8 protein-coding genes and 1 pseudogene are annotated in these 13,686 nt (G+C 66.8%); 5 read left to right on the top strand and 4 right to left on the bottom strand.

Annotated elements, in window-relative coordinates:
* The first annotated feature begins 163 nt into the window (after window positions 1-163).
* From cupB3 to LJF27_RS25885, 5 genes and pseudogenes are all read left to right on the top strand, one after another.
* A pseudogene (gene cupB3 / locus LJF27_RS25905) lies at window positions 164-2,632 on the top strand (fimbrial biogenesis outer membrane usher protein CupB3).
* Complete coding sequence (locus LJF27_RS25900) at window positions 2,629-3,369, top strand: fimbrial biogenesis chaperone (protein ID WP_003104547.1); 741 nt, start codon at window positions 2,629-2,631, stop codon at window positions 3,367-3,369. The pseudogene cupB3 and the gene LJF27_RS25900 overlap by 4 nt, the downstream one beginning before the upstream one ends.
* A gap of 87 nt (window positions 3,370-3,456) precedes the next feature.
* Window positions 3,457-6,513 carry a GLUG motif-containing protein gene (locus LJF27_RS25895; protein ID WP_023115074.1) on the top strand — a complete coding sequence of 1,019 codons (3,057 nt, stop codon included), beginning with the start codon at window positions 3,457-3,459 and terminating at the stop codon, window positions 6,511-6,513.
* A 99-nt stretch (window positions 6,514-6,612) separates the two neighbouring features.
* A complete protein-coding gene (locus LJF27_RS25890) occupies window positions 6,613-7,758 on the top strand; it encodes a fimbrial protein (protein ID WP_003158814.1) in 1,146 nt (381 codons plus the stop codon).
* Window positions 7,759-8,402: 644 nt separating this feature from the next.
* Window positions 8,403-9,047 carry a response regulator transcription factor gene (locus LJF27_RS25885; protein ID WP_003093364.1) on the top strand — a complete coding sequence of 215 codons (645 nt, stop codon included), beginning with the start codon at window positions 8,403-8,405 and terminating at the stop codon, window positions 9,045-9,047.
* A 14-nt stretch (window positions 9,048-9,061) separates the two neighbouring features.
* On the opposite strand, the gene LJF27_RS25880 is transcribed toward LJF27_RS25885, so the two are convergent.
* The 4 genes from LJF27_RS25880 to LJF27_RS25865 all read right to left on the bottom strand — a co-directional run bounded on the left by LJF27_RS25880 (window position 9,062) and on the right by LJF27_RS25865 (window position 13,603).
* Window positions 9,062-9,751 carry an SDR family oxidoreductase gene (locus LJF27_RS25880; protein WP_023115076.1) on the bottom strand — a complete coding sequence of 230 codons (690 nt, stop codon included), beginning with the start codon at window positions 9,749-9,751 and terminating at the stop codon, window positions 9,062-9,064.
* An 89-nt stretch (window positions 9,752-9,840) separates the two neighbouring features.
* A complete protein-coding gene (locus LJF27_RS25875) occupies window positions 9,841-12,816 on the bottom strand; it encodes a non-ribosomal peptide synthetase (protein WP_023115077.1) in 2,976 nt (991 codons plus the stop codon).
* A 209-nt stretch (window positions 12,817-13,025) separates the two neighbouring features.
* Window positions 13,026-13,232 (bottom strand): helix-turn-helix transcriptional regulator, encoded by a 207-nt coding sequence (locus LJF27_RS25870; RefSeq protein WP_003161707.1) that lies wholly within the window; start codon window positions 13,230-13,232, stop codon window positions 13,026-13,028.
* Window positions 13,229-13,603 carry a hypothetical protein gene (locus LJF27_RS25865; protein ID WP_003093356.1) on the bottom strand — a complete coding sequence of 125 codons (375 nt, stop codon included), beginning with the start codon at window positions 13,601-13,603 and terminating at the stop codon, window positions 13,229-13,231. The genes LJF27_RS25870 and LJF27_RS25865 overlap by 4 nt, the downstream gene beginning before the upstream one ends.
* Between the last annotated feature and the right edge of the window lie 83 nt (window positions 13,604-13,686).

The following is a 13,686-nucleotide window of genomic DNA, read 5'->3' as shown; positions in this document are numbered from 1 at the left end:
CCAGTCCTGGTCCTCCGTCGGCGCCGCCGGCGTAGCCGGGGCGAAGGCGAAGGAGGCCAGGACGGGAGCACCGGCGAAACAGCCGCAGGCGCCCGCGGCGGCCGTTGCGTCACCGGCCGGTGGGTTGGACGCACCGTCGCGGCGGATCGTCTTCGACGCGCAGATGCTGGCCCTGGGGCCGGGCGGACGCTCGATCGATACGTCGCGTTTCGAGCGCGGCGACGTCATCGAGCCAGGCCGCTATCGCCTCGACCTGCTGCTCAACAGCCGATGGCGTGGCGTCGAGGAAGTCGAGCTGCGCCGCCAGCCGGGGCGGGAAAGCGCGGTCTTCTGCTACGACCGGGGCCTGCTGGAGCGGGCGGGCATCGACCTGGAGAAGAGCGCGCGTGGCCAGGACCGTTCCTCGGCTCGCGATCCTCTGCCCGAAGGTTTGCACTGCGACCCGCTCGAGCGCTATGTGCCGGGGGCCCGGGTCAAGCTCGATATCGCCGAGCAGTCGGTCTATGTCTCGGTGCCCAGCTATTACCTGAGCCTGGATTCTTCGAAGACCTATGTCGATCCGGCGAGCTGGGACAGCGGCATTTCCGCCGCCTTGCTCAACTACAACAGCAATCTCCACGTCAGGGAAAACCACGGCAGGAGCGCCACCAGCGGCTATGCCGGGATGAACGCCGGCTTCAATTTCGGGCGGGCGCGCCTGCGCCACAACGGCACGGCCACCTGGTCGCGCCGCATGGGCAGCCATTACCAGCGTAGCGCAACCTATGTGCAGACCGACCTGCCGGCCTGGCGTGCGCAGTTATTGCTGGGAGAAAACTCCACCAGCAGCGAGTTCTTCGATGCGGTGTCCTTCCGTGGAGTGCAGCTATCCAGCGATGACCGGATGCTGCCGGATTCGCTGCGCTACTACGCTCCGGTGGTCCGTGGGACCGCCAGTACCAATGCGCGGGTATCGGTCTACCAGCGCGGCTACCTCATCTACGAAACCACGGTGGCACCCGGGGCGTTCGCTCTCGACGAACTGCAGACCGCCAGCTATGGCGGGGACCTGGAAGTGCGGGTGACCGAAGCCAGCGGGGAAGTCCGCAGTTTCATCGTGCCGTTCGCCACCACCGTACAACTGCTGCGCCCCGGGACCACGCGCTACAGCCTGACGGCCGGGCGGCTCAACGATCCCAGCCTGGAGCGTCGGCCGAACATGCTGCAGGGCGTCTACCAGCGCGGCCTGGGCAACGACGTCACCGCATACGCGGGCGGGGCCTTCACCGGCAGCTACATGTCCGGGTTGATGGGCGCGGCGCTGAACACGCCGGTGGGCGGATTCTCCGGTGACGTGACGCTGGCGCGTACCGAGGTTCCCGGCGACGACCGCCTTAGCGGCTCCAGCTACCGTCTCGCCTACAGCAAGAACCTGCCGAACACCGGCACCAACTTTTCGCTGCTCGCCTATCGTTACTCCACCGGTGGCTATCTCGGCCTGCGCGACGCGGCCTTCATGCAGGACCGGGTAGAGCGAGGCGAGCCGCTGGAGTCGTTCTCGCGCTTGCGCAACCGTCTCGACGCCAACATCAGCCAGCAACTGGGCAACGGCGGCAACCTGTACCTGAACGGCTCCTCGCAGCGCTACTGGAGCGGCGGCGGGCGGGCGGTCAACTTCTCCGTCGGCTACAGCAACCAGTGGCGCGACGTCAGTTACTCCATTTCCGCGCAACGCCTGCGCAGCCACTACGAAGGCTTTTCCAGCGGTGACAGGCGCGGCGAGACCAGCACGCTGTTCAGCCTGAACCTGTCCATTCCGCTGGGCGGCGCGGGACGCGGGTCGCCGACCCTGAGCAGCTACCTGACCCGCGACAGCAACAGCGGAACCCAGCTCACCAGCGGGGTTTCCGGCATGCTGGGCAAGCGTGGCGAGGCCTCCTAATCGCTGTCGGCCTCCCATGACCGCGACAGCCGGCAGACCTCGAAGAGCGCCAGCCTCGACTATCGACTGCCGCAGGTCGAACTCGGCTCCAGCCTCTCGCAGGGACCGGGCTATCGGCAGTTGTCGGTCAAGGCCGCGGGGGGCCTGGTCGCGCACAGCGGCGGGATCACCGCGGCACAAACCCTGGGCGAGACGATCGGCCTGGTCCACGCGCCAAATGCCAGGGGCGCGGCTGCCGGCTACTCGGGAAGCCGGATCGACCGCCACGGCTATGCGGTGATTCCCAACCTGCTGCCCTACCAGTTGAACAGCGTCGACCTCGACCCCAACGGCATGGCCGACGAGATCGAACTGAGGTCCAGTTCGCGCAACGTGGCGCCCACCGCCGGAGCGGTGGTGCGCCTCGACTATCCGACGCGGGTGGCAAGGCCCTTGCTGGTGGATAGCCGGATGCCCAGCGGCGAGCCCCTGCCGTTCGCCGCGGAAGTGCTCGATGCCCACAGCGGGCAGTCGGTGGGCGCCGTCGGCCAGGGCAGCCGCCTGGTGCTGCGGGTCGAGCAGGATCGCGGCTCGGTTCGGGTGCGCTGGGGCAACGAGCCGCAGCAGCAGTGCCTGGTCGACTATGCGCTGGGCCCGCGCGAGACGACGCCTCCCGTCCTGCAACTGGCATGTCGCCCGGCGTCGGCCGCCGACCGGGAGCGCACGCTGTGACCGGCGTCGGCCTGGGACGATGCGGCACGGCCTGGGTCCTGCTGGTGGCGCTGGTGGCCGATGCCTCCGCCTCGCTGTCCGTGATCGGGACCCGTTTCATCTATCCGGCGGGCGTTTCCGCGCTGACGATCCGCGTCGGTAACGTCGGGACGCGCCCGGCCCTGGTCCAGACCTGGCTCGATCGCGGCGACGAGACGGCGGACCCGAGCGCTGTCACGGTGCCGTTCATCCTGTCGCCGCCGCTGTTGCGTATGGACCCGCAGGAGACCCAGGCGCTCCAGCTTCGCCATACCGGCGAGCCGCTGCCGGACGACCGGGAATCGCTGTTCTGGGTCAACCTGCTGGAGGTGCCGGGGCGGGAGGACGGCAGCGGCAACCTGCTGCTGGTGAGCTACCGCCTGCGGATGAAGCTCCTGTTCCGTCCGCAGGGTCTGGCCGGCGATCCGCGAGCCGCCGCGCGCCAGGTCGTCTGGCGCCTGCGTCCGGCGGTACGGCCGGGGCAGCGGGCGCTGCTGGAGGCGGACAACCGCAGTCCCTATCACGTTTCCCTGGTGCGCCTGGAGCTGGGCGAGGGCGACCTCGCCATGTCCCTCGGCAGCGTCACCCTGCCGCCTTTCGCCCTTACCCCGTTGAGTCTGCCGGCCGTGCCCGGCGAGGCGGCGCGGGTCCATTTCGATGCGGTGGGGGATGACGGCCAGATCGAGCGTGGCGACGCGCCGGCAGAGAGATACCCGTAGGAGTTCGGCAGGGCCCGGGGAGTTGGGCTCCTGCCGTAGCACGGCCCTGCGAATAGGTCGCGGGGTTTCACTGGAGGAAGGAAGCACATGAACAAATGCTATGCACTGGTCTGGAACGTATCCCAGGGCTGCTGGAACGTCGTCAGCGAAGGCAGTCGCAGGCGCGGCAAGCCCGCCGGCGCCAAGGCGGCGATCGCCTCCGCCCTGGCCCTGCTGGGCGCCACGGCCCTGGCTCCGGCCTATGCGCTGCCAAGCGGGGGAACGGTGGTCGGCGGGAGCGCGAACGGGGAGATACACCTGTCGGGCGGCAACAGCCTGTCGGTCAACCAGAAGGTCGACAAGCTCATCGCCAACTGGGATTCCTTCAGCGTTGCCGCCGGCGAGCGGGTGATCTTCAACCAGCCGAGCAGTAGCTCGATCGCCCTGAATCGGGTGATCGGCACCAAGGCCAGCGATATCCAGGGTCGGATCGATGCCAACGGCCAGGTCTTCCTGGTCAACCCCAACGGCGTGCTCTTCGGTCGCGGTGCCCAGGTCAATGTCGGCGGCCTGGTGGCTTCCACGCTGGACATCACGGATGCCGAGTTCAACGGCAACTCCTCCAGATACCGTTTCACGGGTCCCTCTACCAACGGTGTCCTCAACCACGGGGGCGCCATCACCGCGGCAGAAGGCGGCAGCATCGCCCTGCTGGGCGCGCAGGTCGACAACCGCGGGACGGTCCTGGCGCAGATGGGCGGTGTCGGGCTCGGCGCGGGCAGCGACCTGACGCTGAATTTCGACGGCAACAAGCTGCTCGACATCCGCGTCGACGCCGGGGTCGCCAATGCGCTGGCAAGCAACGGCGGCCTGCTCAAGGCCGACGGGGGGCGAGTCCTGATGGCGGCCAGGACCGCCAATGCGCTGCTCAACACGGTGGTGAACTCCCAGGGTGCCATCGAGGCCCGTTCGCTGCGCGGCAGGAACGGGCGGATCGTGCTCGATGGCGGCCCGGACGGCAAGGTCATGGTGGGAGGCGCCTTGTCCGCCAATGCGCTGAAAGGTCCGGGGCACGGCGGCACGGTCGAGGTCCGGGGGCAGGCGGTGGAAGTGGCCCTGGGCACCCAGGTGAACACGCTCGCCAGCAATGGCCTCAACGGCACCTGGAAGATTGCCGCCGACAAGATCGACGTGCGCCCGTCGGCGGTGTCGGATGGCGTCACCGTTCATGCCGACACCCTGTCGCGGAACCTGGCGAGCACCAATATCGAACTGGTTTCGACCAAGGGCGACCTGGACCTCGACGGCTCGGTGAGCTGGGCATCGGGCAACCGGCTGGGGCTGGGCTCCGCGGCCGACCTGACGTTGAATGGCAGGCTGAATGCCAGTGGCGCCAAGGCTGGGCTGGAGCTGAAGGCCGAAGGCGCTATCGATATCAATGACAAGATCGTTCTCGGCGGGGCTGGCAGCGCGCTGGCCATGGATGCCGGCGAAGGCCACCGGGTGAACGGCACGGCGTCGGTCTCCCTGGCCGGGGCCAACGCGACCTACGTCTCCGGTGGCTATTACTACACGGTGGTGCAGAACCTGGCGCAGTTGCAGGCGATCAACAAGAACCTGGACGGCCTGTACGTGCTCGGCGGCAATATCCTGGGCGGCAGCTATTACTGCACGGCGCTGCAATCCATCGGCGGGCCCGCCGGCGTTTTCAGCGGCACCCTGGACGGTCTCGGCAACAGCATCGGCAATCTCTCGATCAGCAACACCGGGCCGAATGTCGGGCTGTTCGCCCGCTCCTCGGGCACCCTGAGCAACCTGAAGCTGAACAACCTGCGGGTATCCGATAACACCTACGGCTCCGGACCGTCTTCGCTCGGCGCCCTGGTCGGGATCAACAGCGGCCGCATCGCCAACGTCAGCGCCAGCGGGGTCTCGGTCGTCGGCAGCCGACTGCGCTCCAACGCACTGGGCGGCCTGGTCGGGCGCAATATCAGCGGGCAGATCGCGAACGCATCCGTCAGCGGCGGCGTCACCGGTTATGCGGCGAGCACGGCGGTCGGCGGTCTGGTGGGGGAGAACTTCACCACTGCCTGGGGGCCGGAGGCGGTCATCGAGAACGCCCACAGCAACGTCCATGTGGCTGCACAGTCCACCGAGCGCAACAGCCTGGGCGGCGTCGGCGGCCTGGTCGGACTGAATGCGAAGGGCATGATCAGGGCGTCCGGCAGCCAGGGGAAGGTCGAGACCTACCGGCCCGGCCTGAACGTCGGCGGCCTGGTCGGCTACAACATGTTCGGCCACGTCTCCGATAGTAGCGCCAGCGGCCAGGTGGAGGCCGGCGGCGCGGGGAATACCGGCGGGCTGGTCGGCCTGAGTTCCGGCGGCGAGATATTCCGCTCGCAGGCGAGCGGGTCGGTGTACAGCAAGGGCGGCCTGGCGACCGGCGGGCTGATCGGCAAGGCAGAAGGCAACGGCATGCTCGGAAACCTGAAAGCCAGCGGCAGCGTCACGGACCAGGGCGGCGCGGATCTGGGCGGGCTGGTCGGCAACAATAGCCAGAGCGCCATCGAGACCGCCGAGGCGACGGGCAAGGTCAGCGGCGGCAGCAACAGTCGCGTCGGCGGGCTGATTGGACACAACCTCGGCGGTTCCGTCGCCCATGCGATCTCGCGCGGCGACGTGAGCGGCGGGTTCAACAGCCTGGTGGGCGGGCTCGTCGGCCACAACGGCGGCGAACTGGTCAACGTGGATACCAGCGGCAGGGTCAGCGCCGCTGCGAGTGCGTCGGTTGGCGGCCTGGTCGGCAGCAACGCCGGTTCGATCCTGTCGGCGCGCAGCAGCAGTACCGTCAACAGCGGCGGGCGCAGCCGCATCGGCGGCCTGGTCGGCGAGAACCAGATCCAGGGACGCATCGTTTCGTCCATGTCGGAAGGCACCGTCAGTGGCGACTACTACGTCTCCATGGGCGGGCTGGCCGGCGTCAACCTGGGATCGATCGAGTACTCCGGCGTCAGCGGCAAGATCGACTTCAAGCCTCAGTCCCATTACGGCCAGATCTACGGTGCGCAGGTCGGCGAGAACCATGGGGTCCTGGGCGGCAACTACGTGATCGGCGAGGCGGCGCTCCTGCCGCCTGCCGGTATCGACTACGGCAACATCTGGTAAGGCCGGCAGGGGAGGTCCCTGGCGGACCTCCCTTCCCGGCCGGGGCCGCTCTCGCCTGGAGTGCGGCCCTCTTCCGCAGGCGCAATCTTGGAGAGTTCCATGAGCATGAGGTTATTTCCCGGCCGCGTTTCCCTGCGCCGCCGGCCTGGCGCGCAGGCTCGGCAGGCGCTCGTTCTCGGCCTCTGCTGCCTGACCGGCGGCCAGGCCTGGGCCCTGAACGAGGTCGCCCTGAACTGCTCGTTCGGCAATGGCAAAGGCTTGCCCTGGCGTGTGGTGAACGAGCTGACCAGCGGCACGGCGAAAGGCACGGTGCTGTTCGCCAGGCCGGTGAGCCTGTTCCTGAACTACAAGCCCCAGGCTTCCCAGGAGGCGCATGAGCTGGTCATCGGGGGGAACTGGTCCGGGGTGGGCTTTCCGGGGCCTTACGGCACGGTGGCGTCCGACGTCAAAGGCATCGGCTATCGGATCTCGGTGGATGCCCAGGACGGCGTCAAGCGGGTGATTCCGGTCGACAACCAGCCCCATGCGCTGGACAAGCGAGTCACGAGCTTTTCCGGAAGCACGACCAGCGACTACCTACAGGAACTGGTCCTGACGGTCGACCCCGGCGAGTTGCCTGCCGGCGACCTGAAGGTAACCAGCGTATCCGGCAGCGCCACCCTGAATCTCTGGGCGGTGGACAGGCTGAAGGGCGAAGCGTCCATCGGCAGCGTCCTGGCGGTGCCTGCGGACAACTACCCCACCGGGGTTTGCCGAAAGCCCTATTCGCTGATCGGCCCGGCCTCCATCGGGATCGGCGGCGGTCCCCCGCCGCCGCCGATCCCGAAGAAATGCAAGGTCGAGGTGGGACGGGAAATCAACGTCAAACTGGGTAGCGTCGCGTTGAAGAACTTCCCGCGGGTCAACGACACCTCCACGGAGCGCTCCTTCGATATCTCTCTCAGCGAGTGTGCGGCGCTGGCCAAGCCGGAAATCGCTTTCCGCGACAAGTATGTCTCGGCGCAGCAAGCGGACCCGACGATCCTCAGCTTGAAGAGCGGCGGCGCGGCGGGGTTCGGCATCGTCGTGAAGAACGGCCTGGACCAGCAGCGGATACGTTTCGACGGCACGCCCTACCCGATGCGGCGTGTCGGCGACAGCGCCGACCTCCCGCTGAGTGCCGCCTACATCCGTATCGGCGCGGAGGGCGAATTGAAGGCCGGGGTCGCCGACGGCGCCGCCGAGTTCACGTTTACCTTCCCCTGAGCGGCGCCGCCGCTCTTTCCCCGGCGTTTCCCGCCCCGCCTCGGGAAGCGCCGTCGGCCGCTTTCGCGCCAGCCCTCGCGAAGGCTCGGCCCCTCACCTCCAGTGGTTGCAGATCGCCGAAGGCGCTGTGCATATCGCTCCGCTGCTCGTCCTGGGTCTCGTGCGCACATGCCATTCCCGCACACGGAATACCGATATTGCGTATGGGCGAAGGCTTTCTGAGGGATATGCAAGTTTCCTCGGTAGGATTTCGCGCAAATAAACGAACGCTATTTTCCAGGCGATAGTTTCAGCTTGTCGCGGAACTCTTTTTTCAAACTTTTTGCTGCTCTGGCTTGTCCGTTTCGTATTTCATCGTTTTTCATAAGTGTCTACGTAGACGTTTTTCGGGGGCTGTTTCAAGTGTCTTTGTTGTTAGTTTACGAGGCGAAAAAATAGTAGTTTTACTATATTAAATATCGTCGGTTTCACTAGAAAATACACATGTTCACTTTGAACCGGGGCAGTGGCGTCGGCGGATTCCGGACCGCGCTTTCCTCCTTGCCGGCCGAGCGGCGGCCGCCTGCCTGCGGCAGGCATGACCGAGACCACAGGTTTCCTGGTAACGCTTTCGCCTGCCGTGTACCGCTTAAGGAGACGCAAGGATGTCCCTACATCGCATTCGCGTAATGGTTGCGGATGATCATCCCGCCATTTCGCTGGGTATTTCCTACGAACTGAGTCAGTGCGGTTCTTTGGAGATGCTCGGTCAAGTTTCCAATTCTACCGAGTTGATCGGCCGGCTCGACGAAGGCGACTGCGATGTCGTTATCGTCGACTATACGATGCCGGGCGGGAAATATGGCGATGGACTGGCATTGTTGTCATTGCTGCGGCGACGTTATCCGCATCTGCAATTGGTTGTCTTTACCATGCTGAACAATCCGGGCCTTATCCGGGCCATTCTCAAGCAGGGTATCAATTGCATCCTCAGCAAGTCCGACTCGACCAGTCACCTGCTGGCGGCGGTGAGCGCGGCCTATTCGCGAAACCAGTATTTCTCGCCGTCGATCAGGGACATCTTCGTCAACCAGGTGCTTTCCTCGCACAACGAACGGCTGACGCCCCGGGAGGCGGAAATCGTCCGTCTGTTCGGCTCCGGACTGACCATCACCGAGATCGCCGAGCGCTCGCATCGCAGCGTGCAGACCATCAGTACGCAGAAGGTCAGTGCCATGAAGAAGCTCGGCATCAAGCGCGATGCCGACCTAATCAGGTATGCGGCCGAGGGCTATTGCCGGATGCCCTGACGGATCGGCCCGCTTCACCAGGGCAGCGGCTGGTTCCGATAATCGACGAAGCGACAGGCATTCACGCCCGCGGCATCCTCCACCGCCGCGACCAGTCCGGCGGCGCTTTCCTCGACGCTCAGCGGCGCGCTGTCGCCGCCCATTTCGGTACGCACCCAGCCGGGATGCAGGAGCAACAGGCTGAACGGCAACTCCTCGAACTCGCCCTCCCAACTGCGTACCAGGCTGTTCAGCGCCGCCTTGCTGGCGCCGTAGAGCGGCATCGTGGCCGACAGGCCCAGCGCCAGGCTGGCCATCTGCGAACTCATGAACGCCACCACGCCACCCCGGCTAACCCGTCCGGACAGTGCCCTGGCCAGGCGCAGCGGCGCGATGGCGTTGGTCAGGAATAGCTGGGCGGCCTGCTCGGCGTCGATTTCCGCCACATCCTGTTGCTGCGGGCCGTAGATGCCGGCGTTGACGATCAGGCGATCGATCCGCCGCTCGCCCAGCATCTTGCCAATGCGTTCGGCGCAATCGTGTTGGTTGAGGTCGCCGGTCACCGCTTGCAAGCGCTCCCCGGCCCGCTCCGCCAGTGCCTGTAGCCCGGGAGAGCCTTGCGGTCGCCGGGCGACGGCGAATACCTGTGCGCCGCGTTGCAGGAAGGCATCCGCCAGTCCCAGGCCGATGCCGCGCGAGGCGCCGACGATCAGAACGTTGTGCATGAGGTTCTCCGGGCGATAAAGCGGACAGGATACCCAAGCGCGTCCCGCTGCGGTAACCGCCGCGGCGACCGGCCGCGGCGGCCTCGACCTTACCGCATGGCGCTGCCGCCCAGGCCGGCGAGGTACAGGTCGAGCAGGCGGTCGTCGAACTCCGGCTCGCGCACGGCGCTCCCGCGCAGGTGTTCCTCGACGTTGGTGCAGTCCCAGAGATAGGTGTCCTGGTACAACTCGACGGTGCTGCGGCCGGCGTACATGTTGTCGCGGAACATGCTCAGCAGGGGATAGAGCGGGGCGTCGCGATTGTCTTCCCAGAGACTTACCCAGTCGTCGAACGGCATCTGCCGAAGGGGACGCCCGGCGCGTCGCCCGAGACGGCCGAAGAACTCGTCCAGGGTCAGGCAGCGCGGAATGCTCGGCACCAGGTTGAATTTCTTGCCCAGCGCCGAAGGCTGGCGGGCGATGACGCTGATCGCCTCTACCATGTAGTCCACCGTGGTCAGGCCCTCGCGCAGCTCGCGCAGGAGCGGCACGGCCCGGTACTCCAGGCAGGTCCGCGCCAGCCGGCTCCACCACTGGTAGTCGGCATGGGCGCCGGTACGGCTGTGGCAGGTGGCGTAGCCGAGGCGGAAGGTCATCAGCGGCAGGCCGCGTTCGGCGGCGAGGTCGGCGATCTTTTCCATCACCCATTTGCTGCGCACGTAGCCCATGTCGGTGACCACCGCCGGCAGGTTCTGGTCGATGTCGTCGTCCTCGCGCATCAGGCGCTTGCCGGTATGCAAGTGGCCCCAGCTGTACACCGAGATGCTCGACAGCAGCATCAGCGGCTTGCAGCGGCCGCTGGCGCAGAAGCGCAGGACCTGGCCGAGCCCCTCGACGTTGTCGCGCTTCATGTAGCTGTATGGCTGGATGAAGTTCACCGCGCTGGCGGAATGGAAGACCTGGTCGACGCTGCCGGCCAGCTCGCGATAGGTTTCCGCCGGTAGTCCGAAACCTGGTTCTGCGAGATCGGCGGCGTAGGCCCTGACCCGTCGCCAGTCCGTCTCGGCGAGTTCGATGCGGTGCTGCCGGGCGGCCTGGCGCAGGCGTTCGAGGGCATGGGCGTCGTTTTGCGCACGGACCGGACAATGCAGGTCCGCCTCGCGGCTGGCCAGCAGCTCGGCGAGCAGGTGGGCGCCCATCAGCCCGCTGGCGCCGGTGAGCAGGATGTGCCGTGGCGCCAGCAATTGGGCGGTGTCCATGGGGCGGCTGAAATCCACGTCGGCGGGCAGGCGCACGTCCCGTTGCAGCTCCAGGGCCGGTTCGCTGTCCAGCGCCGGCGGCGCTTCGCCGGCGCGCCGCGCCAGGCTGGCCGCCAGTTGGCGCACGCTCGGGGTGCGGTAGATGTCGTGGATGTAGGCACGGTTGCCGAAGCGTCGGCTCAATTCGCGCACCAGGGCGGCGGCCAGCAGGGAATGGCCGCCGACCTCGAAGAAGCTGTCGTCCAGGCCGAAGTCGGTATGCCCCAGCACTTCCTGCCAGGACAGGGCCACTTGCAGTTCGCCGGGGGTGCCGAAGCGTTGCTCGTCGAGTCGTTCCTGGCATTGTTCGTCCAGGTGTCGACGCAGGGCCTGGCGGTCGATCTTGCCGTTGACCGTGGTCGGCAGGCTGTCCAGCGACAGGTAGCGGCTGGGCAGCATGTAGTCGGGCAGTTCCTGGCGCAGTGCGGTCTTGATGGCGGCGAGCACGGCCCTGGCATCGCCGTCCTGCTGGCGGGGGACCACGAAGGCGCTCAATTGCTGGCTACCGGAGCGTGGGTCGGCATGCGCCAGCACCACCGCGCCGTGGATAGCCGGCTGGCGCAACAGCGCGGCCTCGACGTCGCCGAGTTCGACGCGGTGGCCGCGGATCTTCACCTGGTCGTCCAGCCGACCGAGGAACTGCAGGCTGCCATCGGCCAGCCAGCGGGCCTTGTCGCCGGTGCGGTAGAGCCGACGCCGCAGTGCCTGCGAGTAGTGGAAGCGCCTGGCGGTCATGTCCGGGTCGCGCAGGTATTCGCGCGCCAGGCAGACGCCCGCCAGGTTCAGCTCACCGGGTCGGTCGCCATGGCAAGGCCGGTCGTCGGCGTCGAGGATGAATGCCTCGCAGCCGTCGATGGGCGTGCCGATCGAGGCGGGTCGCCGATGTGCTTCGGCGTCGACGATGCGGCAGGTGGCGAAGACCGTGGCCTCGGTCGGGCCGTAGTAATCCACCACGGTATAGGGCAGCCCGCCGGTTGCGACCGGCGGCAGTTTTTCCCCGGCGCAGAACAGGTAGCGCAGCGCCAGCGACGGCGGGGCGGGCTGCTCCGCCAGCGCGGGCACCATCACGGTAGGCGCGAAGGCGTGGCTGATCCGCTGCTCGGCGAAGAATGCCAGCAGCGCCGCCGGGTCTGGGCGCACCTCGTCGGGCACCAGGTGGAGGCAGGCGCCTGCGCACAGGGTGGACCAGATTTCCCATTGGGAAACGTCGAAGCCGACGCCGGCCATCAGGGTGGTGCGGCTCCGTTGATCCATATTGAAGCGCCGGTTGTGCCAGCCCACGAGGTTGGCCAGGGAGCGACTCTCGATCACCACGCCCTTGGGTTCGCCGGTGGTGCCCGAGGTGAAGATCACATACAGCGCTTCGCTGCCGTCGAGCGCCGGTCTCGGCGCGGCACCCGCCGCACTCGTCGCGAGCGCCTGTGCGATGACCTCCACCGGTTGCCCCGGCAGGTCCTCGGCCTGGGTGGCGAGAACCACGGGGGCCTGGCACTGGCGGAGGATTTCCTGCTTGCGCCTGTCGGGTTGCCGACGGTCCACCGGTACGTAGGCCGCTGCGCACTTGGCGGCCGCCAGGATGGCGATGACCAGTTCGGCCGAGCGTTCGGCCAGCAGGGGCAGCAGCTCGCCCCGGGCGACGCCGCGCCTGGCCAGGTGGGCGGCCAGCCGGTCGCTGAGCCGGTCGAGTTCGCGGTAGCTGAACGAGCGCTCGCGATCGACGAGGGCGGGGCGTTCGGGATGGGTATCTGCGTGTTGCCTGAATAAGCCAAGAACAGAATCTTTCGACATGGCTGAGACTCCTGTCTTGCCGGTGGAAAAGACGTTATCCGTGGTTTTTCAGCGTATCGAGCGGGGACCAGGGGGAAGGCTGGCGATAGGCCTGGTCCAAGGCTAGCCCCGAGGGGAAATGCGGCAACTGCCATTTGGTACAGGGTAAGGGGGGCTTGCCGCCGGGGTCGCCAGGGGCGCCCCGGACGTTTTCGGAAGCGGGACCGGACTCAGTCCAACTGGCCTTCCCGGTCGTCGAAGATCGCTTCTATGGCCAGTCCGAACACCCGGGCGAGCTTGAACGCCAAGGGCAGGCTTGGATCGTAGCGGCCGGTTTCGATGGCGTTCACCGTCTGCCGCGATACCTCCAGCTTTCCGGCCAGCTCCGCCTGTGACCAGCCGCGCTCCGCGCGCAACTCGCGAATGCGGTTCCTCATGCGTAGCGCCTCAGTCCCAGGACGCAGCCGATGGCCCAGAACGCGCCCATCAGGGGCCAGACGAAGAACATCGAGAGTTTCGGAAAGCCGGTGGTTTCGAGGAAACCGTAGGCGAAGGTGAGCAGGGCGGTGCCGACGAAGGCCAGGGCGAGGGCTTCGAGATGGATGCGCCGGGCCATTTCGTCGAGGCGCCGCAGGTAACGGATCACCACCAGCGCCAGGGCGACCATCGGTGGCACCGGCAGCAGGGCGAGGAAGACCCGGCCGGCGCCCGGTTCCGTGCCTGCCAGCAACTGGCCGCTGATCAGAACGGCAGCGGCATAGCCGACCAGCGCGAGAAGCAGTTCGAGGAAGAAACGTTTGTGGGTCATGGTTGAACCGTCCATGTAAAGGGGGCTTTACATTGGCCGGGATGCTCTTCTTTGTCAAGCAAGCTTTACATTCTCTATGGGCT

The sequence above is a fragment of the Pseudomonas sp. 203-8 genome (genome assembly GCF_020708595.1).
GTDB classification, from domain to species: Bacteria; Pseudomonadota; Gammaproteobacteria; order Pseudomonadales; family Pseudomonadaceae; genus Pseudomonas; species Pseudomonas aeruginosa.
This window is presented reverse-complemented; position numbering and strand designations above follow the sequence as displayed.